Origin of the sequence: Actinomadura sediminis (assembly GCF_042675525.1) — a bacterium.
GTDB classification, from domain to species: domain Bacteria; phylum Actinomycetota; class Actinomycetes; order Streptosporangiales; family Streptosporangiaceae; genus Spirillospora; species Spirillospora sediminis.
Genome location: NZ_JBHTJA010000026.1, coordinates 24,489 through 47,260, shown reverse-complemented (window position 1 = coordinate 47,260; position 22,772 = coordinate 24,489). Strand labels below are relative to the sequence as shown.

The following is a 22,772-nucleotide window of genomic DNA, read 5'->3' as shown; positions in this document are numbered from 1 at the left end:
GGTCCGGGAGGACGCCGGACGGGAGCGGGCCGTCCGGCGTCCGGGCCGTCATTCGGCCGGCGCGTAGTTGTAGATCGACGGCAGGGCCATGCCCGACTGCGGCCGGATCTCGACGCTGCCGTCCGAGACGTGCAGGTAGGACAGCCGGTAGAACGGGACGAACCAGGCCTCCTCGACGAGGTGCCGGTTCAGTTCGTGCAGCTGCGCCTCCGCCTCCTTCGGCTGGACGGCGCTGATCTGCGGCAGCAGCTTCTGCACGGTCTCGTCGGTGGTGCCGAAGAAGTTGAACGTGCCGGGCAGCACGAGTTCGCCGATCGCGACCCAGTCGTTGGCCGACTGGCCCATGTTCATGACCATGCCGGGGTACTCGCGGTCGGTGAAGATCCGCCGGACGGCCGACTGGTCCATGTCGTCCCAGGTCAGTTCGACGCCGATCGCCTTGAAGTACGTCTGGAGGGACGAGGCGAGCGCGTCGGAGACGATCGCGGAGATGCGCGGCAGCTTGAGCTCGAAGCCGTCCGCGTAGCCGGCCTCCTCGAGCAGCTTCTTGGCCCTGGCCGGGTCGTAGGAGTAGTGGGAGTCGAGTTCCTCCTGGTAGGCGACGCTCTCGGTGCCGAAGACCTGGCTCGTCACCTCGCCGCGCCCCTGCTGGATCTTGGCGAGCATCGTCTTGCGGTCGATGGCGTGGTTGAGGGCCTGCCGCACCTTCGGCTCGGCGAGCGCGGGGGCGATCGCGCCGCCGCGGTCGAACAGCAGGATGCCCTGGAAGTCGAACTCCTGCTTCTGCGTCTCGACGCCCGGGTCCTTCTCGATGCGGGCCTGCGCGTTGGCGGTCTGCAGGACGGCCGCGTTGACCTGCCCGGTCTTGAGCCCGTTGACGATCGCGGTCTCGTTGTCGAAGTACTGGAACGTCAGCTGCGTGTAGGGCAGCTTCGTGCCCCAGTAGCCGGTGTCGGCGGTGTAGACCCACTTGGTGCCGATGGCGGTCCGGCCGGAGTCGAGGTCGAACGGGCCGGTGCCGTCCGGCTTGGTCTTCAGCGGGTCGCCCGCGTCGTCGAACTTCGCGGGGTTGGCCATGAGACCGGCGGCGTCGCTGAGGTAGAACAGCATCGCCGGGTTCGGCTGCTTCAGGTGCAGCACGACGTGCGTGGCGTCGGTGACCTCGATCTTCTCGACGTCCGCCAGCGTCTTGGCCATCCCGCCGCCGCCCTTGGCGAACCGCTCCATGTTCGCCTTCACCGCGGCCCCGTCGAACGGGGTGCCGTCGTCGAACTTCACGTCGCCGCGCAGGGTCAGCGTCAGCTCGGTGCGGTCGCCGTTGTACTCCCACTTCGTGGCGAGCATCGGGCTGTACGTGCCGTCCGGTTCGCGCTTGACGAGCGTGTCGTAGGCCGCCTGGAAGAACGGCATCGCGCTGCCCGCCGCGTCCTTGGGGTCGAGGCTCTGCGGGAGGGTCATGGTCGCGACGGTGAGGGAGTCGGACGCGCCGCCCTTACCGCCGGAGTCGCCGCACGCGGTCAGCGCGGCCGCCGCCGTGGCGCAGGCCGCGAGGGCCGCGACCCCCCTCGTGATCTTCTTCATCGTTACTCCGTTCTCCGAGCACAACGGCTGTTCGACGCTCTGGCGGCCCGAGGTCCCGCCGGGGTGTCGGCGAGCATACACGCGGAACTAACCACGTGGTAGGTTTTGCTCGGTCACAGGATGCGCTGAAGGATGAACCCACCCAGCCCGACATCCCAGGAAGGCCCGCAGCCATGAGCGACCAGACCCCGCGCCGGGCGTCCGGCGGCCGTACCACCGGCCGCGCCGCCGGCCGCAAGGGGCCGACGAAGGGCGAGCGCACCCGCGCGACGATCCTCGACTCGGCCACCGAGCTGTTCTCCCGGTCCGGGTTCCACGCCGTCTCCCTGCGCGACATCGCCGCGCACGCCGGGCTCACCCACGCGGGCCTGCTGCACCACTTCCCCGGCAAGGAGGACGTGCTCATCAAGGTGCTCGGGCGCCGCGACCGCGCCGACGCCGCGATGCTGTTCGGGCCCGGCACCGACGAGCGCCCCGAGATGCTGCTGGACGCGACCGTCCGGATCGTGCACCGGAACATGCGGACGCCCGGCATGGTCGGCCTCTACGTCAAGATCTCCGGGGAGGCCGCCGACCCCGAGCACCCCGCGCACGACTACTTCGTCCAGCGCTACCGGCTGCTCCGCGAGCGGCTCACCAAGGCGTTCTCCGAACTGTTCGCCCGGCCCGACCCGCCCCTGCACCACGACGCGGGCATCGTCGCCGGCCAGTTCCTCGCCCTCATGGACGGCCTGCAGACGCAGTGGCTCCTGGAGCCCGAGGCCGTCGACATGCACGCGTCCGTCGTCGCGTTCCTCCGCCAGCTCGGGCTCACCCTCGAACTGTCCGCGGAGCCCGCGCCGCCGACGCCCGCGACGTCCGGCCCCGGCGCGCCCGGGCCCGGCCCCGCCGACCCGTCCCCGCCCGCAAAGGAACCGCATGACACAGACCGACCGTGACTCCGCGCGCCTCACCCTGGAGGAGCGGGCGTCGCTCACATCGGGCCGCGACACCTGGCACACCGAGCAGGTGCGGGACGTCCCCGCGATCACCCTCGCGGACGGCCCGCACGGCGTCCGCCGCCAGAACCGCGGGTCCGGCGACGCGCTCGGCCTGACCGACAGCGTCCCCGCGACCTGCTTCCCCCCGGCCGTCGCGCTCGGCTCGTCCTGGGACGCCGACCTGGCCCGGCGCGTCGGGGAGGCCCTCGCCCGCGAGGCGTCCGCGCTCGGCGCCGACGTCCTCCTCGGCCCCGGCGTCAACATCAAGCGGTCCCCGCTGTGCGGGCGCAACTTCGAGTACTTCTCCGAGGACCCGCACGTCAGCGGCGTCATGGGCGCCGCGCTCGTCGCCGGGATCCAGTCCCGCGGCATCGGCGCGTGCGTCAAGCACTTCGCGGTCAACAACCAGGAGACCGACCGGATGCGGATCAGCGCCGACGTCGACGAGCAGACGCTCCGCGAGATCTACCTGCCCGCGTTCGAGCACATCGTCCGCACGGCCGCCCCCGCCATGGTCATGTGCTCCTACAACAAGATCAACGGGGTGTACGCGAGCGAGAACCCGTGGCTGCTCACCGAGGTCCTCCGCGAGCAGTGGGGCTTCGACGGCGCCGTCGTCTCCGACTGGGGCGCCGTCAACGACCGCGTCGCCGCGCTCGCCGCCGGGCTCGACCTCGAGATGCCGCCCACCCGCACCGACCACGAGATCGTCGACGCCGTCCGCGCGGGCCGCCTCGACGAGGACGCCGTCACCCGCGCCGCCGACCGCGTCATCGCCCTCGCCGACCGGGCGGGACGCGCCGAGCGGTTCGACGACTGGGACGTCGACGCGCACCACGAGCTCGCCCGCGAGGCCGCGCGCGGCTCGATCGTCCTGCTGAAGAACGACGGCGTCCTGCCGCTGGCCGCCGGGCGGCGCCTCGCCGTCGTCGGCGAACTCGCCCGCACCCCCCGCTACCAGGGGCACGGCAGCTCGCACGTCGTCCCCACCCGCCTCGACAACGCGTGGGACGCGCTCCGCGCCGGCACCGCCGCGACGTTCGCCGCCGGATACCGGCTGGACGGCGAGCCCGACGCGTCGCTCGCCGCCGAGGCCGTCGCCGCCGCCGCGTCCGCCGACGTCGCCGTCGTGTTCCTCGGCCTGCCCGACGAGGCCGAGTCCGAGGGCTTCGACCGCACGACCCTCGACCTGCCCGCCGTCCAGACCGACCTCCTGCGCCGCGTCGCCGCCGCGTGCCCCGAGGTCGTCGTCGTCCTCGCCAACGGCGGCGTCGTGTCCGTCGCCGAGTGGCAGGACGCCGCCGGCGCCGTCCTGGAGGGCTGGCTGCCCGGCCAGGCGGGCGGCTCCGCCATCGCCGACCTGCTGCTCGGCGTGCACAGCCCGTCCGGGCGGCTCACCGAGACGATCCCGAACCGGCTCGCCGACGTCCCCTCCCACCTGCACTTCCCCGGCGCGGACGGCCACGTCGTCTACGGCGAGGGACGGTACGTGGGCTACCGCTACTACGACACGCTCGGCCGCGACGTCGCCTACCCGTTCGGCCACGGCCTGTCCTACACGCGGTTCGAGTACTCCGACCTCGACGCCCGCGAGACCGGGCCGAACGCGTGGACCGTCGAGGCGACGATCGCGAACGCCGGCGACCGCGCGGCGCACGAGGTCGTCCAGCTCTACGTGGCGTTCGACGAGGAGCTCCCGACCCGCCCCCGGCACGAGCTGCGCGGGTTCGCGAAGGTCGGGCTGGCGCCGGGCGAGCGCACCCGCGTCCGGTTCGAGCTCACCGGCCGCGACATCGCGCAGTGGTCGCCGTCCCGCGGCGGCTGGCGCGTCGACGCCGGCACCTTCACGGTCGAGGTCGGCGCGTCGTCCCGCGACATCCGGCTCCGCGCCGAACTGTCCACCCCCGGGGACGGCCACGTCATGACGCTCGGCCCCATGTCGACGCTCGGGGAGTGGCTCGACCACCCGGTCGGCTCGCGGGTGCTGAAGTCGCGGCTGAGCGCCGCCGCCGGGCTCGCCTCGCAGGGGCCGCCCGCGCTGCTGGCGCTCGCCCGCGGGATCCCGCTGGCGAAGTTCAGCACGTTCGGCATCGGCCTGACCGGCGACGTCGTGGACGACCTCGTCGCCGCCGTGCAGGCCGGCGACACCGGGTCCTGAGCCGGGGGCCGGCCGCACCGCGCCGGCGGCCGGCCCCCTCCCGCTAGCCGAGCGCGCCGGTGCGCGCGACCTCGCCGAGCCACCGGGCGCTCGGCTTCACCGTGCGGGCGAACGTGTCCGGGTCGACCGCGACGAGCCCGAACGTCGGCGCGTACGTCCCCCACTCGTAGTTGTCGAGCAGCGACCAGTGCAGGTAGCCGCGGACGTCGACGCCGTCGGCCAGCGCCGCCCGCAGGCCCTCGAGCGCGCCCCGCGTGTACTCGATCCGCTCGGCGTCGTCCCGGGTCGCGATGCCGTTCTCCGTCACGAGGATCGGCACGCCGGGGATCCGCTCCGCCGTGTGCCGCACCGCGTTGCCGAGCGCCGCCGGGTAGAACTCCCAGCCCGTGATGGTGCGGCGCGCGCCGTCCGGTTCGGGCAGCGCCCCGGCCTTGCCGATCCGCACCCGGGTGTACGCCTGCACGCCGATGAAGTCGTCGTCGCGGGCGGCGTCGAGGAACCGGTCCTCGCGCGACCACGCCCACTCGTCCCGCTCGGCCTCGGCCCCGTCGACGGCCTCGAAGTTCTGGTTGGCGACCGTCCATCCCGTTCTCACCGGCCCGAGCTCCTCCCGCGCGGCGCGGTGCGCCTCCGTGAGCGCGTCGGCGACGGCGGGGTCCGGCGGCGGCATGGCCCCGGCGACGTTCTCGCTGCGCTTCTCGCGCCTCACCATGTTCGCCATCATCGCGAGCATGTTCGGCTCGTTGATCGTGCACACCCACGGGACGCCGTCCAGGATCGGCCGGACCGCCCGCACGTACCGGCGGAACCGCTCGATCGCGCCGGCGTCCGTCCAGCCCCCGGCCTTCGAGAACCACAGCGGGCTCGTGAAGTGGTGCAAAGTCACGACCGGCGCCAGCCCGCGCTCCAGGCACCCCTCGATGACGCGCCGGTAGTGCGCCAGCGCCGCCCGCGACACCTGCCCCTCGACGGGCTCGATCCGCGCCCACTCGATGCCGAACCGGTACGCGTTGAGCCCGACGTCGCGCACGATGTCGAGATCGTCCGGCCACCGGTGGTAGGAGTCGCAGGCGTCGCCGCTCCGCTCCGGCAGGAAGCCGTCCGGCCGGTTCTCCAGCGCCCAGAAGTCGCTCGCGACGTTGTTGCCCTCGGTCTGGTGGGCGCTCGTCGCCGCACCCCACAGGAACCCGTCCGGAAAGCCCACGTTCGTCCTCCTCGCTCGCCGTTCGACGAACAAAACCTACCAGGTGGTTAGTTTTGCGTTCAGATGCTGCGGCGCGGCCGCACGGCACGCCCGTTCCCGCCGACGCGCGCAGTGAGGACGCGGGCCCCTTGATACCCCGGCCGCGCCACGGCAGTGTGCTCCGCGACGCGGCACGAGGAGGACGGGCGATGGCGGAGCGGTCGTGGTGGGGCTGGGGCGACGCGGCGGCCGCGGTGACGGGCCGGGAGGCGCGGGAGCTCACCGAACGGGTGGCCGCGCTGCTGCCGGACGCCGACCTGACCACGCACCGGCCGCCCGCGGTCGCCGACCTCGGCGTCCCCCCGCCGCGGGTGCGCGTGCCGCGGGCGCTGGAGCACCTGGCGTCCGGCGCGCCGGCGGACCGGGCGGCGCACAGCCACGGGCAGGCGTTCCGCGACGTGGTCCGGTGCCTGCTCGGCCGCCTCGACCGCTACGTCGATCTCGTGCTGCGCCCGCGCACCGAGCAGGACGTCGTGGACGTCCTCGACTGGGCCGCCGGCGCCGGCGTCGCGGTCATCCCGTTCGGCGGCGGCACCTCCGTGGTCGGCGGCGTCGAGCCCCGCGACCTGGACGCCTACCCCGGCGTCGTCTCCCTCGACCTCACCGCGCTCGGGCGCGTGCTCGAGGTCGACACCACGAGCCGCGCGGCGCGCGTCCAGGCCGGGATCCTGGGGCCCGCGCTGGAACGGGAACTGCGCCGGGACGGCCTGACGCTGCGGCACTTCCCGCAGTCGTTCGAGTTCTCGACGCTCGGCGGCTGGCTCGCCACCCGCGCGGGCGGCCACTTCGCGACCGTCTACACGCACATCGACGACCTGGTCCAGTCGATGCGGGTCGTCACGCCGTCCGGGGTCGGCGAGTCGCTGCGGGTCCCCGGGTCGGGCGCGGGACCGTCGCCCGACCGCATGTTCCTCGGCTCGGAGGGCGCCCTCGGCGTCATCACCGAGGCGTGGATGCGGCTCCGCGAGCGTCCCCGGTGGCGCACCGGCGCGGCCGTCGAGTTCGACGACCACGCCGCGGCCGTCACCGCGACCCGCGTGATCGCGCAGTCCGGTCTCTTCCCGGCGAACTGCCGGCTGCTCGACCCGGCCGAGGCGCTGCTCAACGCGGGCTCGGACGCGCCCGGCGGCGTCCTGGTCCTCTCTTTCGAGTCCGCCGACCACCCGGTCGACGCGCCGATGGAGCGGGCCGTGGAGATCTGCCGCGACCACGGGGGCCGGGTCCCGGACGGCGTCACGCGCGGCACGACCTCCGGGACCGCCGGGACGTGGCGGTCGGCGTTCCTGCGGATGCCCTACCGGCGGGACGCGCTGGCGGCCCGGTCGATGATCGTGGAGACGTTCGAGACCGCCTGCACCTGGGACCGCTTCGCCGCGCTCCGCGACGCCGTCCGCGACGCCGCCGGGCAGGCGCTCGCGTCCGTCGGCGCGACCGGCGTCGTGACCTGCAGGTTCACGCACGTCTACCCGGACGGCCCGGCCCCGTACTTCGGCGTCTACGCGGCCGGCGCGTGGGGCCGGACGGTCGAGCAGTGGGACGAGATCAAGGCGGCGGTCTCGGCGGCCCTCGCGGCGCACGGCGGCACGATCACCCACCACCACGCGGTCGGCCGCGACCACCGCCCCTGGTACGACCGGCAGCGCCCCGAGCCGTTCGCCCTGGCCCTCCGCGCGGCCAAGGCGGCGCTCGACCCGGCGGGCGTCCTCAACCCCGGCGTCCTCCTCACCCCGGACGGCCGCTGACGGGCACCCGGATCACTCGCCTCCGCGCAGCACCCGCCACCCGCCCCACAGGACGACGGCGCCCCCGGGGATCGCCAGCAGCAGGCCGAAGCCGACCAGCGCGTCGGAGTGCGCCACCCACCGGCCGCCCATCTGCGACGCGGTGACCCGCTGCGGGACCCGCCGCCCGTCGCGATCGACGAACATCAGCCGGGTGCGCCGCCGCGGCTCGGCGGCCGGAACGCCGTCGCGGTGGGCGCGCAGCGCGGCCCGGGCGCCGTCCCGCCGGGCCGCGTCGTTCGCCCGCGCCTGCTCCTCGCTCTCGCCCGTGCAGTGCCGGACGCTTCCGCCCTTCACCGCGACGGACGTGCACTCGATACGGGTGAACGTCCGGGTCTCCAGGAACGACCCCGTCCCCACGCAGATCACCGCGACACCGATCGCTCCCGCGATCGCTCCGGCCGTCGCCGTCCCGCCCATGGCACTCCCTGCGTCGCCCGCCACCGAACGGACGTCCCGGCCGGGCGGGCGTCCGATGTCCGGGTCTACCAGAAAACCACCGGAAGCGCGGCTATCCGGGCCAGCGGTCGCGCTCGGGATCGCACATCTTCCAGCTCCCGCCCTCCTTCCGCAGGTACAGGGTCGCGGGCTCCTGGGACGGGCGCGTCAGGCGCACCTCGGCCAGGTCCCCGATGATCCGGACGTCGGAGGTCTCGACGGGCCGTTCCGCGCTCCCGTCCCCTCCCCGCTCCTTCTCGGGGACGCCGGACTCGATGAGGCTCCGCGCCTCCTCGTCGCACAGCAGACCGAGCGTGGTCACCATGTCCTCGCGGTCGACCGCGTGCGCGAACCTCTCGACCGTCGCGTGGACCCGCGCCTCGTCCCGGTGGGTCCAGCGGTAGACGCCGTAGGCGGCGCCGGAGAGGACCGCCAGCGTCGAGACCGCCGCGACGGCCGCGACCGTCCGGAAGCGCGCCGTGCGGCCCTTGCCGTTCCGGGACGGGAAGGGCGGCGGGACCCGCTGCGGGGCGAACCGCTGCGGCGGGGGACCCTGCGGCGGGAAGGGCGGCGGTGCGGACGGCCGCGGCCCGGACGGGGGCGGCCCGGACGGGAGCGGCACGTTCGGCGTTGGCACGTTCGGCGTTGGCGCGTTCGGGGGCGGTGCGTTCGGGGGCATCTGGTTGGAGACCGGCCGGTTCGGGGGCGGCTGGTTCGGGGGCTGCCGGTTCGGGTTTCCGGCCTCGTTCTGCATCCGGCTCAGCTCCCCTGGCTCTTGAGCAGGTCTTTGATGAGTTCCTTGAGGTCCTCTTCCGCCTCCTGGCGGATCCGCGCCTGTTGCTGCCGCCATGCCGCGGTGGTGCCGCCGGTGAGGGCCGCGCTTCCCGAGCCTTTCGACCCGTTCGACTTCTTCGAGAGCCATTGCGCGTTCACCGGCGAGTGCGCGACGACGTACATGTTGTGCGGGGTGAGTCGCAGGAAGCCCGGCAGGGCGACGAGCCGGCGGAGCGGCACGATGTGGTCCATCGCCACGCCCTGGATCCGCACGTTCCGCGAAGCGGGATAGGCGTTGTCGGGCGAGCCGATGCTGGGCGCCCGGACGCCCTGTAGGTAGGTGGTCGGCGGGAACTTGGGCCGGTTGTCGTCGATCACCGAGTAGAGGTTCTGGACCGACGGTGGGAGCTTGGGCGGGCGCATGTCCACCCGTTTGGTCATGCCTTTCTTGTTCTTCCCGTGCCCGTCCTTCCCGTACCTGGGGAACTCGTAGGTTTTGGCGTTCCAGCGCTGGACGGCGTTCTTCTCTTCGGTGGTGATGTTCTTGAGAACTCGGTCGATCTTGGTGAGCGTTTCCGCCGTGGGCGTCATGAATTCGCTGCGCGGATGCTTCGCCTGCGCCCGGTCGAGCGCCCGCTCGCAGGCCATGAGCCGGGAGATGGCGCGGTTCTGGTCGGCTCGCAGCGTCGCCGCCTCGGCGTTGTAGGCGGCGACGTACGAGGCGCTGGTGCTTCTGTTGGGGCGGGCGTTGTGGGCGCGGATGCGCTGCTGCACCGCCTTCAACTCGGCCACCGGGCCGGGGCACAGCGTTTCGTGATCGGGGGCGGCCGCCGCCTGCGAGGGCACGGCGACCGTCAGGAGCGCGGCCAGGGGAGCGGTGGCCAGGAGCCCCGCAACGCGGCGCGGTGTTCGCATCACGACTCCTCGTCCGTCAGGGAGACCATGCTCATATAGACGCCGGTGTCTGCCTAAAGGTTCGGGTGCCGGGAACACCGGCTCGCGCGCCCTCTCCGGCCCGGCATGTGAAGGGCTGGGAGAGATCGCCAATTTCGGACGGTCCGAAATTCCCGCCCTGGAAGTCGTCGCGGTCGCACTGTCACCTGGAGTCCCAGGGGACCATTTTGTTCCGTTTTGGACACTGTTGCCGTATATGGCGTTCTATGTTCCGATATTTAGCGCACTGTCCAGATCGTGGATGATCTCGATTCGACCGCCGGCCACCCACTTCCGCAGCACCCCGCCACCACGCATGCCCCCCGAGCGACAGCGGAGGCCCGGATGCGCAAGGAGACGCTGGAGAGCTTCGTCCTCGGCGACGTTCTCCGGTCGCAGGCGCAGATTCACCGCAGGCAGACCTTTCTCAGATTCCGGGACGGCGACCTCAGCTACGGCGAGGTCGACGCGTCCGCCGACCGGATGGCGCGGGCGCTGTCCGGCGCCGGCGTCGAGCGCGGCGACCACGTCGCGCTGATGCTGCCGAACTGTCCCGACTTCGTCCCCCTCGTGTTCGCGCTGGCCCGGCTCGGCGCGGTCGCCGTGCCGGTCAACATCGGCTACCGGGGTGAGCTGCTCCGGCACGTGCTGACCAGCTCCGACTCCCGCTGGCTGATCATCGACGGCCCGTACGCCGAGCGGCTCCCCGAGCTGGCCGATCGGCTCCCGAAGCTCGCGGGCGTGCTCGTCCGGGACGCCGCCGGGGCCGGGGTCCTCCTCGACCGGCTCGGCAAACCGGCGCGCGAGCTGACGGCCCTGCCGGACGACGGCGACGGCCCGGTGCGCGTCCCGGTCGGGTTCGGCGACCTGCAGGCGATCATGTACACGTCGGGCACCACGGGCCCGTCGAAGGGCGCGATGGTGCCGCACGCGCTCGCGCTGACCTGCGCCTACGACTCGCTCGACTTCCTCGACCGGTGGGGCAAGACGATCTACTGCCCGCTGCCCCTGTTCCACGCGGCGGCGCTGTGGGACGGGATGCTGTCGGCGCTCCTCGGCGGCGGGTCCATCGCGATCGTGGAGAAGTTCAGCGCGTCCCGGTTCTGGGACGACGTGCGCCGGTTCGACGCGCAGGTGTGCATGAGCGTGTTCTCGATGATCCCGATCCTGCTGAACCGGCCGCCGTCGCCCCGCGACCGCGACCACCGGCTCGAGACGTTCTACATGGGCAAGTCGAACCTGGACGAGCCGCTGCGCGAGCGGTTCGGCGTCCGGTCGGTCGAGACGTACACGAGCACCGAGGCGGGCATCGCGACGGGCAGCCCGTACGGGGAGTGGCGGACGGGCTCGTGCGGCACGGCGCACGAGGAGCGGTTCCACGTCGCGGTCGTGGACGAGCAGGACCGGGAGGTCGGCCCGGGCGAACCGGGCGAGCTGGTGCTGCGGCCGAAGCAGCCGTTCGTCCTCACGACCGGTTACTACGGCGCATGGGAGGCGACGACCCATTGTTTCCGGAATATGTGGTTTCACACCGGAGACCGGGTATGGCGTGACGAGGATGGCTATTTCTTCTTCCTCGACCGGATGAAGGACGCCATCCGCCGGCGCGGCGAGAACATCTCGGCCTTCGACCTGGAGTGCGAGATCAACGATCATCCGGCGGTGCTGGAGTGCGCCGCGATCGGCGTGCCCTCCGAACTGGAGGACGAGGACATCAAGGTCTCGGTCGTGGTGCAGCCGGACCTCGGCCTCGACCCGGCCGAACTGATCGCGTACTGCGAGGAGCGGCTGCCGCGCGCGATGGTCCCCCGCTACGTCGAGTTCGTGGACGCCCTGCCGCGCACCCCGACCGACAAGGTCGCCAAGTACAAGTTGCGCGCCCAGGGCGAGGGCGGCATCACCCCCACCACGTGGGACCGGGAGGCGGACGGCCGGTGAACTGGGACGACACACCGCAGCAGGCCGCGTTCCGCGAAGAGGTGCGAGCGTTCGTCCGGGAGAAGTTCCCCGCCGGGTACAAGCCCGCGCGGGACGAGGAGCAGAGCCTCGAACCCGAGGACGTCGCCGGCTACAACTGGCCCGTCGACCGAGTATCCGAGGACCCGGTAAGGCGGGACGGCGCGCGCGCGTGGGCGCGCGCGCTCGCGGAACGCGGATGGATCGCGCCGCACTGGCCGTCCGAATTCGGGGGTGCGGGCCTGTCTCCCATGGAGGAGTTCATCCTGCACGAGGAGATGATGCGCGCGCGCGTCCCGACCGTGAACGGCATCGGCGCGTTCCTCCTCGGCCCCACGCTCCTGGTGCACGGGACGGACGAGCAGAAGGCGACGCACCTGCCGCCCATCGCGCGCGGTGAGGCGACGTGGGCGCAGGGGTTCTCCGAGCCCGGCTCCGGATCCGACCTCGCGTCCCTGCGCACCCGCGCGGTGCGGGACGGCGACGTGTACGTGGTGGACGGGCAGAAGGTGTGGACGTCGCTCGGACAGTACGCCGACTGGCTGTTCGTCCTCGTCCGCACCGACCCCGACGCCGAGCCCCGCCACCGCGGCATCACGTTCCTGCTGGTCGAGGCGGACGCGCCGGGCGTGACGATCCGTCCCATCACCGACCTGCGGGGCGCCGCGCCGTTCTGCGAGATCTTCTTCGACGGCGTCCGGGTGCCGGTCGCGAACCGTGTCGGCGAGGAGAACCGCGGCTGGTACGTCGCGATGACCGCGCTCGGCTTCGAACGGGCCGGGATCGGCGCGACGATCAAGTACGAGCAGGCGCTCGCCGGGCTGGTGGCGTACCTGCGGTCGCGGGACGGCGCCCGGTTCGCCCGCGCGGACGCGGACCTCCGCCGGGAGATCGCCCGCCGCCACACCGAGATCCGGGTGCTGTACAACCTCGCGCGCTACACCGTGTCGCGTCAGGCCACGGGCGAGGAACCGGGTTACGAAGCGTCCGTCAACCAGCTCTTCGGCGCGGAACTCCACCAGCGTCTCGCGCGCACCGGCGCGCGCGCGTTCGGACGTTACGCCGACCTCTGGGAACGCGACGACGCACCCATGAACGCCTACTGGACCCACATGGTCCGGGACTCGGTGGCGTCCACTTTCCTCGGCGGCACCACCGAGATCCAGCGGAACGTCATCGCCACCCGGGGCCTGAACCTGCCCCGCTGACCCCCCACCGGCCGTCTCTACCAGGAGGAGCGAGAAGCGCATGCCGGACACCGGATACGGCGACTACGAGACCATCGACCTGAGGCTCGACGAACGGGTGGCCTGGCTGACCCTGAACCGTCCCGACAAGCTCAACGCGCTCACCCCCACGACGATGCACGAGCTGCGGGACGTCTTCACCCGCGTCGACGACGACGAGGACGTGTGCGTCGTCGTCCTGCGCGGCGCGGGCGACCGCGCGTTCTGCGCCGGGATGGACCTCGCCTGGTCCGAGAAGCTGACCCCGCGCGAACGGGTCGAGCAGGGACGGCTCGGCGAGAAGACGTTCGCGATGATGGAGCGCACGTCCGTCCCGGTCGTCGCGGCCGTGCACGGCTACGCGGTCGGCGGCGGCCTCGAACTGGCGCTCGCCGCGGACTTCATCGTCGCGTCCGACGACGCGAAGGTCGGCCTGGTCGAGATCACCCTGTCGGCGCGGCCCCCGTACCGGCCGAAGATGACCGAGGACGGCGACCCCGACCAGCCCGAGTACGGCGGTTCGGCGCCCGGCTGGGGCGGCGTGAAGCGGCTCCCGGAACGGATCGGCAAGGCCCGCGCGAAGGAACTGCTGTTCACCGGCGCCCGCATCGACGCCGAGCGCGCCCTGCGGCTCGGGCTCGTCAACGACGTGTACCCGGCCGCCGAGTTCGGCGAGCGGGTCGGCGAGCTGGCGCGGCGCATCGCGGCGATGAACCGCTACAACCTGCGTCTCGTCAAGGAACTCGTCACCAACGGCTACGACTGGATCGAACCCCACCCGAGCTAGGAGGCACCCGTGCAGATCTACCGGATCGACCACGTCGCGCAGGTGACCACCGACCTCGACGCCCAAGTGGCGCTCCTAGAGGGCCTCTTCGGTTTCCGGCGCGTGCGCACCTGGGACAACCCCGCCGAGGGCGCACGCGGCGCCCGCCTAGAGATCCCCGGCAGCCACGGTCAAGCGTGGGAGGTCGTGGCACCCGCCGGGGACGGCTCCGCCCTGCAGGCGTTCCTCGACGACCACGGCGGACGCCCCGGCCTGCACCACGTCGGCGCCGAGGTCCCCGACCTGGAGGCGGCCCGCGCCGAACTCGAGGTGCGCGGCATCAAGCCGACCGCCGGCGAACGCGGCCGCTGGTTCGAGGCGTCCCTCAGCCCGCCCGAACGCGGACCCGGCGTGCTGTGGCGGCTCCGCGGCCCCGGCGGCCTCGCCATGTGCGGCGACACCCCGGACGCCGGCACCGGACCGTGGGACGAACCGGACGGCCCGTCCCTCGGCGTCGTCGCGCTCGACCACGTCTGCCAGGCGTTCCCCGACCGCGACGAGCTCGCCCGCTGGTACCGCGACCTCGCCGGGTTCGTCCAGGTGTGGCGGACCGCCGACGACGAGCACCCCGACATGGCCGACCTCGTCCTCAACATCCCCGGCTCCACGATCTGCTGGGAGGTGATCATGCCGCGCGGCGAGGACTCGTTCATCGAACGGTTCTGGGACCGCAACGGCGCCGCCGCCCACCACGTCACGTTCGAGGTCGCCGACTGGGACCGCGCCATGGACGCCTGCCGCCGCCGCGACACGCCCACGTTCGGCGAGAACGAGGGCGCGACCGACGGCGCCGCCTGGCGGGACGCGTTCATCCACCCGAAGCACACCGGCGGCGTCCTCGTCCAGCTCTTCTGGGAGGAACGGCCGGGCGTGTGGGTCCGCTCCGACAAGATCCCGCCATGGACCTGACCCGCACCGGGGACCAGGAGCTCATCGCCGCGACCGCCCGCGGGCTCCTGGCCGCCCGCGGCGCGACCGCCGGGGCGCGGGCGATGGACGGCGACCCGGCCGGGCACTCGGCGGATCTGTGGAAGGAGCTGACCGGACTCGGGTGGACCGGCCTGCCGTTCCCCGAGGACGCCGGCGGCGCGGGCGGCGACTTCCTCGACGCCTGCCTGCTGTTCGAGGAGCTCGGGTACGCGCTCGTCCCGAGCCCGCTCGCCGCGTCCGTCGCCGCGTGCGGCATGCCGATCGCCCGGTTCGGCACCCCGGCGCAGCGCGAACGGTGGCTCGGCGCGATCGCCGCCGGGCGCGTCGCGACCGCCGCGCCCCTCCCGTGGGACCGCCCCGGCGAGGGACCGTCCGCGCGGCCCGACGGATCCGGGTACGTCCTCGACGGCCTCGCGACGTTCGTCCCGTTCGCCGCGACCGCCGAGAACATCCTCGTCGTGGCGCGCCTGGACGGCGAACCCCGCGCGTTCATGATCGACGCGTCCGCCGTGACCCCGCACCCGGCGGGGACGCTCGGCCTCGACCGTCCGTGCCACGTCGAGCTCGCGGGCGTCCGCGTCCCGGCGGCGGACGTCCTCGGCGGCGGCCGGGCCGCCGCGGACGCGATCTCGCTGTTCGGCGCGGCGGCGACGTGCGCGGAGATGGTCGGCGCCGCGCAGCGGGTGCTCGACATGACGGTCGCGTACGCGGGGGAGCGGCACCAGTTCGGCCGCCCCATCGGGACGTTCCAGGCGGTTCAGCACCACTGTTCCGACATGGCCATCGACGTCCTCGGCTCCCGGTTCATCGCCTACGAGGCGATATGGAGGCTCGCCGTGGGCCGGGAGGCGTCCCGGGAGGTCGCGACGGCCAAGGCGTGGGTGAGCGAGGCGTACGAACGGGTGTGCGCGCTCGGCCACCAGGTGCACGGCGCGATCGGCTTCACCCGGGAGCACGATCTGCACCTGTTCTCCCGGCACGCCATGTCGTCCGCCCTCGCCTACGGCGACGCGACCCTGCACCTGGACCGGCTCGCGACCGAACTGGACGTCCCCGGCGCATGACCCGCGGGCCCCGGCCGGACCCCCGGCCGGGGCCCTCACCCGCCCCCGGTCGTCCTCCGGTTGTACGCCAGGGCCTCCCGCATCCAGAGGCCGAAGTCGTCGTCCACGGCGGCGTCGACCACGATCCAGCCCTTGGCCATCCGCTTGCCCCGCATCTCCGGCCACGACGCGCCCGGCCGTTCCAGCAGCTCGTCCGCCCGGTCCGGATCGCAGCGGACCATGAGCCGGCCGCCGGCGTTCGCCGTCGCCGCCATCTTCCCGCGCACCATGAACGCCAAGCCGCCGAACATGCGCACCTCGCGCACGTCGCGCTCGTCCGCCAGCGCCTCCCGCACCCGGTTCGCGACGTCCTCGTCGTGGGCCACCCGTCACCCTCCTCGCAGCGCGGCCGGTTCCAGCCAAGTATGCAGCGCCCACCACCAGCGCAGCGTGTCGAGCACCGTCCCCTCCGTGCCCGGCGACGCGCCGACGATCTCCTCCAGCCGCCCCAGCCGGTACCGGACGGTGTTCGGATGGACGTGCAGCGCCGCGGCCGTCCGGTCCAGCCGGCGCTCGTGGTCCAGGTACGCCAGCGCGGTCGCCGCGAGCTCCCGGTGGAACGGGTCGTCCGGGCTCAGCGGGCCCAGCAGCGTCCGGCTCAGCAGGCCCGCCAGCGCGGGCTGCGCCGCCAGCGCCGTCTCCCCGGCCAGGTCCGTCAGCTCCCGCAGCCCGCGCAGCCCCCGCGCCTCCGCCGCCCCCAGCGCGGACCCGCACAAGGCGTACATCTCGCCCATCTCGTCGAGGCGTGCCGGCGGCGCGCACACCACCAGCACGTCCCCGCCCAGCTCGTCCGGCCGCCGCGGCGCGAGCCCCGCCAACCGCCCGTCCACCAGCCCGAACACACCGCCGCACACCGCCAGCCGCCGCTCCACCGCGCGCGCCTGCACCGGATCGGCGACGTTCGACGTCACGCACCGGAACAGCCCGTCCGGCCGCAGCCCCGCCTGCAGGACGTCCTCGTCCGCCGGGGCCTCGCCGTGCAGCAGCCGCCGCAGCACCTGGAACCGGACGTCCCGCGCCGTCCGCGCCAGCTCCAGCTCGGCCGTCCGGTACCCGTTCACCACCGCCCGCTCCAGCGCCCCGACGCGCGGCTCCAGCTCCAGCAGCGCCGCCAGCATCACCTGCTCCGGCACGCCCGCCGCCCGTCCCCGCACCACCGCGATCTGCGCCGCGCGGCTCCGTCCCGCCTGCACCCCGTGCAGCAGCGCCGTGATCGGCACCCCCTGCGCCGCCCGGTCCGCGCCCAGCCGCGCCGCCGCCGCGAGGTCGCCCTCCCGCGCCAGCACCACCGGCAGCACCAGCGCGACGTGGCGCCGCGTCTCCGCCTCCGGCAGCCGCGCCACCGGCGGCGACTGGCTCCGCGCCGCCCGGACGACCTCGTCGATCACGCCCGCGTCCGTCGCCATCCCGCGCAGCACCGAAGCGAAGTCCTCGCGCACGCTCACCGCCGGGGTTGTGGGCCGGTTCCAACCAACATGCACCGTGTTGTCCGCCGCCCCCTAGCGGGACCGGTCGGGCGCTTGCTTACCTATCGGCTACCGAAAAGTAACACCGCGAGGAGCGGCCATGAAGCCCCGGACGATCAGCTGCGGCCTCGCCGCCGCGGCCCTCACCGCCACCCTCACCACCGCCCCCGCCCACGCGGACCCGCTCCGCGAGGTGATGTTCGTCGGCAACAACTGGGACGGCACCGCCCACGTCATCGAAGCCCGCGGCGACTTCGCGGCCATCGGCCGCATCAACGTCGTCCCCGACAAGAAGGAACGCCTCCGGGAGATCTACCTGAACCCGGTCCGGCTCGCGTTCTTCCTCGGTATCCGCGAGACCGTCGGCGAGGGCCACGACCAGTACGTCGACGACATGTACTCCACCCCGGACGGCCGGTCCATGGTCGTGTCCCGCCCCAGCTTCGCCGACGTCGTCTCCATCGACCTCGGGACCGGCGACGTCAACTGGCGCTTCCCCGTCTCCGGCTACCGCGCCGACCACATGGCCGTCTCGCCCGACGGCGAACGCGTCGCCGTCTCCGCCTCGACGTCCAACACCGTGCACGTCCTCGACATCCGGACCGGCGAGGAGGTCGGCTCGTTCCCCACGGGCGACAAACCGCACGAGAACGTCTACACGCAGAACGGCCGGTACCTCTGGAACATGTCGATCGGCGAGGTCAACAACGACCTCGACGCCCCGTGGCTCGACTGGACGAAGGGCGACCGCCGCATCACCGTCGTCGACACCACCACCTTCGAGGTCGTCCGCACCATCGACATGCGCGACCGCCTCGACGCCTTCGGCCGCAAGGACCTCTCCGACGCCGTCCGCCCCGTCGCGTTCACCCCCGACGAGTCGAAGCTGTACTTCCAGGTGTCGTTCTTCAACGGCTTCCTCGAGTACGACGTCGCCACCGACACGATCACCCGCGTCAAGGAACTCCCGAAGAACCCCGCGACCAGCGACGACCGCACCACGTTCGTCAACGACTCCCGCCACCACGGCATGTCGATGAGCCCCGACGGCTCGAAGCTCTGCATCGCCGGCACGATGGACGACTACGCCACGATCGTCGACCGCGCCACCCTCCGCGAAGGCCCGCTCGTCACGGCGTCCAAGCCCTACTGGGCCACCGTCAGCGGCGACGGGAAGTCCTGCGTCATCTCCGAGAGCGGCACCGACCAGGTCACCGCGATCAGCTTCGCCACCGGCGAGAAGATCGCCTCCGTCCCCGTCGGCGACCACCCCCAGCGCGTCCGCCTCGCCCACATCCCCGCCGACTGGACCCCCCCGACGAACTGATCACCTCCACTGGAGCACGACCCGCCACATCAGCCGCCGCCACCACGACCGCACCGACCCGAGCACGACCGCGTCCCGGACGCCCCGCCGCGCCGGGTCCGACGCCGCCCAGCCCCGCACCAGCGCGATCACCGCGTCCGGCGCGGGCCGGGCGGCGTCGACCACCCGCCGCCGCACCTGGTGGGTTGCCGTGGGTGGCCAGATGCTCGGGCCGCGTCGGCGAGTCGGCCGGGGCGCGCCGGTCAGGAGGGGGGCGACGGGCGGCCCGCGATCAGGTCGGCGAGCGCGGTGGCCCAGCGCTGGACGGGTCCCCGCAGCCGGGCGTCGCGGGCGGCGGCCCGCGCGAGCTTGCGCTCCCCGTAGCGGTGGCGCGCCCACGGCGAGTCCGGGCGCGCCAGCCGGATCGCGCCGACGATCGCCACCAGGCCGACGAACAGGCCGATCAGTCCCGTCCACACCTTGCCCTTGACCAGGGTGACCAGCGCGACGGACAGGTTGAACAGCAGCGTCAGCGCGACCGCCCACGCGGCCTCGCCCTCGTCGGGCTCGTCCCCGATTCCCAGCGGGCGCAACCCCAGCAGCGCCAGCCCGCACAGCGCGATCGCGATGAACACCACCTCGACCGACAGCTGCCCCTGCCGCGTCCAGTAGACGTCCTTCAGGTGCAGCACGAGCGCGAACTCGTCCAGCACGAGCGCGGTACCGACCCCGAAGACGCCCGCGAGCGCCGCGGCCGCCGCCGACGTGCCGTCCGCCACCAGGAGCCCGCCTGCGCCGCCCACGCACATGAACACCAGCCCGAACACCACGTGGTGGATGTGGTGGCCGCCCGGCGTGACGTTCCCCGGCCACCACCGCACCCCCGCCCGGATCATCCGCACGCTGAACCGGATGAACAGGAACGCCGCGATGAACGCCAGCAGGAACACGAACATGCGCAGCCGTCCGGTGTCGACGATCTCCCGAGTGAACCAGCCCGCCATGCCCCGGACTTGCCCCGGCTCGGGCCGCCCACCCGTCCGGGCCGGGGCCGTTCTCTCCGGGGCCGCGACGTTCTATCGTGGGCGGGTGCCCGAACCGCAGTCCCGCCGCCTGCCCCGCGGCCGCCACGCGCTGGCGCGCGAGGAGGTGCGGCGGATCCAGCGGGCCCGGCTGTGCCGGGCGATGGCCGAGGTGATGGCAGAGAAGGGGTACGTCGACACGTCCGTCGCGGACGTGCTGCAGCGGGCCACCGTGTCGCGGCAGAGCTTCTACGAGCTGTTCGACTCCAAGATCGACTGTTTCATGGCCGCGTTCGCGGGCGCGGGCGAGCTCCTGCTGGAGCGGCTGTCCGCCGACGTCGGCGTCGCCCGGGGCGCCGCGACCCCCGGCACGTCCGCCGACCGCCTCGACATGTGCGAGCGCGTGATCGGCGCGTACCTGCGGGCGCTCGCCGCCGAACTGCCCTACGCGCGGCTGTTCCTCGTCGAGGTCTACGCGGCCGGCCCCGAGGCGATCGACCGCCGCGCCCGCACGCAGGAGATCATCGCCGGTGCGCTCGCCGATCTGGTGGGCGCCGCGGACGAGCCCGCCCGGTTCGCCTGCCGGACGATCGTCGCGGCGACGAGCGCGATGGTGACCCCTCCGGTCGCCGAACAGGACGCGGACGCGCTGCTCGCCCTCGGCCCGCCGCTGATCGAGCACGTCCGGCTGCTGTGGTCGGCGGGCCTCCTCACCACGGGGGAGCCCGCCTAGAAGGGGCGGGGAGCCTGCCGCCGGTCAGGTCCAGTGGGCGCGGGTGAGAGCCGTCAGTTCGTCCAGGACGGCCGTCGTGCGACGATCCTTGTGCCGCACGAGGTAGACGCCGAGGGCAGGCTCGCACGTCCACGGCAGGACGGCGACCTCCCCGCGTTCGACCTCGTCGGCGACGGCGGAGGCGGGCAGCACGGCCAGGCCGAGCCCCCCGGCGGCGCATCTCTTGAGAGCCTCCACGCTGACGAACTCCATGCGGAGCGGATGGATCCCCGCGCGTCTCAGCTCGCGCTCCGTCACGTCCCGTTGGGCGCAGCCCCGCTCGATCAGGAGCAGCGTCTCGCCGGCCAGCTCGGCCGTGGGCACCTGCTCGCGCTCGGCGAGCCGGTGCCCGGGGTGCGAGACGAGGACGAGCGTTTCCTCGGCCATCCGCTCGGCCAGGGCCATCGGATGGTGCACGCTCTCCTCCAGGAGGAACCCGGCGTCCAGCGTCCCCTCATCGAGGGCGTTCAGCAGAGCGGTCCTGCCCGCCGGTCCGAAGACCACGCGGAGCAGGGGGAAGCGGTCCTGCAGTGCCCGGAGCACCGCGGGCAGGTGATGGGCGCACAGGCTCTCGGGGGCCGCGATGCGCAGTGTGCCGCGGTACCGGCGGGGGTCCCCGTTCGCCTCGTGCACCGCCTGCCGCACCTCTTCGGCGTACCCGACGAGGAACTGTGCGTGCCTGCGCAACTCGGTCCCGGCGTCGGTCAGGGCGATCCGCCGGCCCAGCCGTTCGAACAGCGGCACGCCGAGGTCGGTTTCGAGCGACTTGATCTGGGCGGTGACGGCGGACTGCACATATCCCAGCTCCTGAGCGGCCTGGGTGAAGCTCAGGCGGCGCGCCACGGCCAGGAAGGTGGTCAGCTGCTTCAGCTCCATGGAGCGATCGTAAACATTGATCGAATGGATCAAAACCCTTCGTTGGACGCGATCGATTCGCGCGGGCTACAAACAGAGCCATGGCTGCCCCCACGTCTCAGCGTCCGCAGAAGGCCGGACACGCGTCCACGGGCTTGGGCGGGCGCGACTTCCTGCTGCTGCTCGCCGCGACGCTCGGCACGTTCGCCAATTACGCCCCGCTGCTCTCGGTCGTGCCGCTGTGGTCGGCCGAGGGCGGAGCCGGGAACGGAGGGGCGGGAGCCGCGACCGGGGTGACGATGGGGACGACCGCCGCCGTCCAGCTGTGCATGCCCTGGCTCCTGCGCAGGTTCCGCCTCCGGGCGATCCTGGGGGCCGGGGCGCTGCTGCTCGGCGCCCCGACGTTCGCCTACCTTCTCTCCTCCTCTCTCGGCTGGGTCCTGGCGGTGTCGGCGGTCCGGGGCGTCGGCTTCGGCATGGTGGCGGTGGCGGGGAGCGCGCTCGTGGCCGAACTCGTCGCCGTGTCGCATCGCGGCAGGGCCGTCGGGTGGTACGGCATCGCCGTCGGCCTTCCCCAGGTGGTCTTCCTGCCGCTCGGTGTCTGGGCGGCCGGCGAGTTCGGTTTCGCTTCCGTGTTCACCGTTGCCGGGGCCGCGAGCCTGCTCGCCTTCCCCTTGGTGGCGGCGATGACGGGACGGCGGGGCGAGCGGGTGGGGCGCGAGCGGGGGAGTCCCGGGGGGACCTCGGGCGCCGCTACCGGCACGTCCCGGCTCCGTCCGCTGGCGGGCCCGTTCACCGCGCTCATCGCCGCCGCCTGCGCGCTCGGCGGCATCACCACGTTCCTCCCGCTCACCTTCGACGACGCCGCCACCGCTCCGGCCGCGCTGTTCGCGGTCTCGGCCACGGCGATGGCGGGACGCTGGGCCGCGGGCATGTGGAGCGACCGTTCGGGCGCGGGCCGGCTGCTCGTGCCCGGCACGGCGGCGTGTGCCCTCGGCATGGGCGGGTTCGCCGTCGCCGCGGGGTTGGGGCCGGGCGGTTTCGCCGTCGCGCTGGCCGCTGCGATCGTGTACGGCCTGGGGTTCGGCGTGCTGCAGAACGACACGCTGGTCGTGATGTTCCGCCGCGCCGGAGCGCCCGGAGCCGGCGCCGCCAGCACTGCCTGGAACCTCGCTTACGACGCGGGCACCGGGATCGGCGCGGTGGCAGTCGGCTGGACCGCCCTGGTCCTGGACATGAACGGCGCCTTCGCCGCCGCCGCGGTCCTGATCGCAGCCCTCGCGCCCGTCGCCCTCTCCGACGCCCGCCGTGAGGCCGCGGTACGGGGAGAGCCCGCACCCGGAACGGGGCGCGGGCGGTCATAGGGCGGGCCCGGGCCGGTGCGACCGGCCTGGGCCCGCCCGGTTCCCCGAGCGTCCGCGA

21 protein-coding genes are annotated in these 22,772 nt (G+C 73.3%); 11 read left to right on the top strand and 10 right to left on the bottom strand.

Annotation, left to right across the window (positions count from 1 at the left end; all coding sequences use genetic code 11):
• Window positions 1-48 precede the first annotated feature (48 nt).
• Window positions 49-1,581, bottom strand: coding sequence for an ABC transporter substrate-binding protein (locus ACFQ11_RS15705; protein ID WP_378299057.1), 1,533 nt, complete (start codon window positions 1,579-1,581; stop codon window positions 49-51).
• Window positions 1,582-1,754: 173 nt separating this feature from the next.
• Between ACFQ11_RS15705 and ACFQ11_RS15700 the strand changes: the two genes are divergently transcribed.
• Both ACFQ11_RS15700 and ACFQ11_RS15695 read left to right on the top strand, forming a co-directional pair.
• The gene (locus tag ACFQ11_RS15700; RefSeq protein WP_378299056.1) at window positions 1,755-2,519 is read left to right on the top strand and encodes a TetR/AcrR family transcriptional regulator; all 765 of its coding nucleotides are present in this window, start codon (window positions 1,755-1,757) and stop codon (window positions 2,517-2,519) included.
• Window positions 2,500-4,719 carry a glycoside hydrolase family 3 C-terminal domain-containing protein gene (locus tag ACFQ11_RS15695; protein WP_378299055.1) on the top strand — a complete coding sequence of 740 codons (2,220 nt, stop codon included), beginning with the start codon at window positions 2,500-2,502 and terminating at the stop codon, window positions 4,717-4,719. Before ACFQ11_RS15700 ends, ACFQ11_RS15695 begins: the two co-directional genes overlap by 20 nt.
• Before the next feature lie 43 nt (window positions 4,720-4,762).
• Here ACFQ11_RS15695 and ACFQ11_RS15690 read toward each other — a convergent pair whose 3' ends face one another.
• Window positions 4,763-5,923, bottom strand: a complete 1,161-nt coding sequence (locus ACFQ11_RS15690) for a glycoside hydrolase family 1 protein (RefSeq protein ID WP_378299054.1) — start codon at window positions 5,921-5,923, stop codon at window positions 4,763-4,765.
• A 188-nt stretch (window positions 5,924-6,111) separates the two neighbouring features.
• On the opposite strand from ACFQ11_RS15690, the gene ACFQ11_RS15685 reads away from it, so the two are divergent.
• Complete coding sequence (locus tag ACFQ11_RS15685) at window positions 6,112-7,704, top strand: FAD-binding oxidoreductase (RefSeq protein ID WP_378299053.1); 1,593 nt, start codon at window positions 6,112-6,114, stop codon at window positions 7,702-7,704.
• 12 nt (window positions 7,705-7,716) lie between these two features.
• Here the strand turns inward: ACFQ11_RS15685 and ACFQ11_RS15680 are convergent, their stop codons facing one another.
• The 3 genes from ACFQ11_RS15680 to ACFQ11_RS15670 form a co-directional block, all read right to left on the bottom strand.
• A complete protein-coding gene (locus tag ACFQ11_RS15680; RefSeq protein WP_378299052.1) occupies window positions 7,717-8,163 on the bottom strand; it encodes a hypothetical protein in 447 nt (148 codons plus the stop codon).
• A 91-nt stretch (window positions 8,164-8,254) separates the two neighbouring features.
• The gene (locus ACFQ11_RS15675) at window positions 8,255-8,818 is read right to left on the bottom strand and encodes a hypothetical protein (RefSeq protein ID WP_378299051.1); all 564 of its coding nucleotides are present in this window, start codon (window positions 8,816-8,818) and stop codon (window positions 8,255-8,257) included.
• A 122-nt stretch (window positions 8,819-8,940) separates the two neighbouring features.
• Window positions 8,941-9,870: a hypothetical protein gene (locus tag ACFQ11_RS15670; RefSeq protein ID WP_378299050.1), complete on the bottom strand. Its 930-nt coding sequence runs from the start codon at window positions 9,868-9,870 to the stop codon at window positions 8,941-8,943.
• A 363-nt stretch (window positions 9,871-10,233) separates the two neighbouring features.
• Between ACFQ11_RS15670 and ACFQ11_RS15665 the strand changes: the two genes are divergently transcribed.
• Genes ACFQ11_RS15665 through ACFQ11_RS15645 form a run of 5 tightly spaced genes read left to right on the top strand, consistent with a single transcriptional unit; the run spans window position 10,234 to window position 15,890 of the window.
• Window positions 10,234-11,826, top strand: a complete 1,593-nt coding sequence (locus ACFQ11_RS15665; RefSeq protein WP_378299049.1) for an AMP-binding protein — start codon at window positions 10,234-10,236, stop codon at window positions 11,824-11,826.
• The gene (locus ACFQ11_RS15660; protein ID WP_378299048.1) at window positions 11,823-13,052 is read left to right on the top strand and encodes an acyl-CoA dehydrogenase family protein; all 1,230 of its coding nucleotides are present in this window, start codon (window positions 11,823-11,825) and stop codon (window positions 13,050-13,052) included. Before ACFQ11_RS15665 ends, ACFQ11_RS15660 begins: the two co-directional genes overlap by 4 nt.
• A gap of 40 nt (window positions 13,053-13,092) precedes the next feature.
• On the top strand, window positions 13,093-13,857 hold the full coding sequence (locus ACFQ11_RS15655; RefSeq protein ID WP_378299047.1) for an enoyl-CoA hydratase/isomerase family protein: 765 nt from the start codon (window positions 13,093-13,095) through the stop codon (window positions 13,855-13,857).
• A 9-nt stretch (window positions 13,858-13,866) separates the two neighbouring features.
• Entirely contained in the window at window positions 13,867-14,805 is a 939-nt protein-coding gene (locus tag ACFQ11_RS15650; RefSeq protein WP_378299046.1) for a VOC family protein, read from the top strand.
• On the top strand, window positions 14,796-15,890 hold the full coding sequence (locus ACFQ11_RS15645; protein WP_378299045.1) for an acyl-CoA dehydrogenase family protein: 1,095 nt from the start codon (window positions 14,796-14,798) through the stop codon (window positions 15,888-15,890). Before ACFQ11_RS15650 ends, ACFQ11_RS15645 begins: the two co-directional genes overlap by 10 nt.
• Window positions 15,891-15,925: 35 nt before the next feature.
• On the opposite strand, the gene ACFQ11_RS15640 is transcribed toward ACFQ11_RS15645, so the two are convergent.
• On the bottom strand, window positions 15,926-16,255 hold the full coding sequence (locus tag ACFQ11_RS15640) for a TfoX/Sxy family protein (RefSeq protein ID WP_378299044.1): 330 nt from the start codon (window positions 16,253-16,255) through the stop codon (window positions 15,926-15,928).
• A 3-nt stretch (window positions 16,256-16,258) separates the two neighbouring features.
• Complete coding sequence (locus ACFQ11_RS15635) at window positions 16,259-17,374, bottom strand: PucR family transcriptional regulator (RefSeq protein ID WP_378299043.1); 1,116 nt, start codon at window positions 17,372-17,374, stop codon at window positions 16,259-16,261.
• A 121-nt stretch (window positions 17,375-17,495) separates the two neighbouring features.
• On the opposite strand from ACFQ11_RS15635, the gene ACFQ11_RS15630 reads away from it, so the two are divergent.
• On the top strand, window positions 17,496-18,722 hold the full coding sequence (locus ACFQ11_RS15630; RefSeq protein ID WP_378299042.1) for a YncE family protein: 1,227 nt from the start codon (window positions 17,496-17,498) through the stop codon (window positions 18,720-18,722).
• Here ACFQ11_RS15630 and ACFQ11_RS15625 read toward each other — a convergent pair whose 3' ends face one another.
• Together ACFQ11_RS15625 and ACFQ11_RS15620 are read right to left on the bottom strand one after the other, a co-directional pair.
• Window positions 18,723-18,887, bottom strand: coding sequence for a hypothetical protein (locus tag ACFQ11_RS15625; protein ID WP_378299041.1), 165 nt, complete (start codon window positions 18,885-18,887; stop codon window positions 18,723-18,725).
• A 77-nt stretch (window positions 18,888-18,964) separates the two neighbouring features.
• Window positions 18,965-19,705 (bottom strand): hypothetical protein, encoded by a 741-nt coding sequence (locus tag ACFQ11_RS15620; protein ID WP_378299040.1) that lies wholly within the window; start codon window positions 19,703-19,705, stop codon window positions 18,965-18,967.
• 85 nt (window positions 19,706-19,790) lie between these two features.
• Between ACFQ11_RS15620 and ACFQ11_RS15615 the strand changes: the two genes are divergently transcribed.
• The gene (locus ACFQ11_RS15615) at window positions 19,791-20,456 is read left to right on the top strand and encodes a TetR/AcrR family transcriptional regulator (RefSeq protein ID WP_378299039.1); all 666 of its coding nucleotides are present in this window, start codon (window positions 19,791-19,793) and stop codon (window positions 20,454-20,456) included.
• A gap of 24 nt (window positions 20,457-20,480) precedes the next feature.
• On the opposite strand, the gene ACFQ11_RS15610 is transcribed toward ACFQ11_RS15615, so the two are convergent.
• A complete protein-coding gene (locus ACFQ11_RS15610) occupies window positions 20,481-21,371 on the bottom strand; it encodes a LysR family transcriptional regulator (protein WP_378299038.1) in 891 nt (296 codons plus the stop codon).
• An 80-nt stretch (window positions 21,372-21,451) separates the two neighbouring features.
• Between ACFQ11_RS15610 and ACFQ11_RS15605 the strand changes: the two genes are divergently transcribed.
• Window positions 21,452-22,714, top strand: coding sequence for an MFS transporter (locus ACFQ11_RS15605; RefSeq protein WP_378299037.1), 1,263 nt, complete (start codon window positions 21,452-21,454; stop codon window positions 22,712-22,714).
• Window positions 22,715-22,772: the final 58 nt, after the last annotated feature.

What these genes read in the sequence shown, in the direction of transcription:
- ACFQ11_RS15705 (WP_378299057.1), bottom strand. Translation starts at nt 1,581, where the DNA reads ATGAAGAAGATCACGAGGGGGGTCGCGGCCCTCGCGGCCTGCGCCACG.
- ACFQ11_RS15605 (WP_378299037.1), top strand. Translation starts at nt 21,452, where the DNA reads ATGGCTGCCCCCACGTCTCAGCGTCCGCAGAAGGCCGGACACGCGTCC.
- ACFQ11_RS15655 (WP_378299047.1), top strand. Translation starts at nt 13,093, where the DNA reads ATGCCGGACACCGGATACGGCGACTACGAGACCATCGACCTGAGGCTC.
- ACFQ11_RS15645 (WP_378299045.1), top strand. Translation starts at nt 14,796, where the DNA reads ATGGACCTGACCCGCACCGGGGACCAGGAGCTCATCGCCGCGACCGCC.
- ACFQ11_RS15620 (WP_378299040.1), bottom strand. Translation starts at nt 19,705, where the DNA reads ATGGCGGGCTGGTTCACTCGGGAGATCGTCGACACCGGACGGCTGCGC.
- ACFQ11_RS15610 (WP_378299038.1), bottom strand. Translation starts at nt 21,371, where the DNA reads ATGGAGCTGAAGCAGCTGACCACCTTCCTGGCCGTGGCGCGCCGCCTG.
- ACFQ11_RS15665 (WP_378299049.1), top strand. Translation starts at nt 10,234, where the DNA reads ATGCGCAAGGAGACGCTGGAGAGCTTCGTCCTCGGCGACGTTCTCCGG.
- ACFQ11_RS15630 (WP_378299042.1), top strand. Translation starts at nt 17,496, where the DNA reads ATGAAGCCCCGGACGATCAGCTGCGGCCTCGCCGCCGCGGCCCTCACC.
- ACFQ11_RS15685 (WP_378299053.1), top strand. Translation starts at nt 6,112, where the DNA reads ATGGCGGAGCGGTCGTGGTGGGGCTGGGGCGACGCGGCGGCCGCGGTG.
- ACFQ11_RS15695 (WP_378299055.1), top strand. Translation starts at nt 2,500, where the DNA reads ATGACACAGACCGACCGTGACTCCGCGCGCCTCACCCTGGAGGAGCGG.
- ACFQ11_RS15670 (WP_378299050.1), bottom strand. Translation starts at nt 9,870, where the DNA reads ATGCGAACACCGCGCCGCGTTGCGGGGCTCCTGGCCACCGCTCCCCTG.
- ACFQ11_RS15680 (WP_378299052.1), bottom strand. Translation starts at nt 8,163, where the DNA reads ATGGGCGGGACGGCGACGGCCGGAGCGATCGCGGGAGCGATCGGTGTC.
- ACFQ11_RS15700 (WP_378299056.1), top strand. Translation starts at nt 1,755, where the DNA reads ATGAGCGACCAGACCCCGCGCCGGGCGTCCGGCGGCCGTACCACCGGC.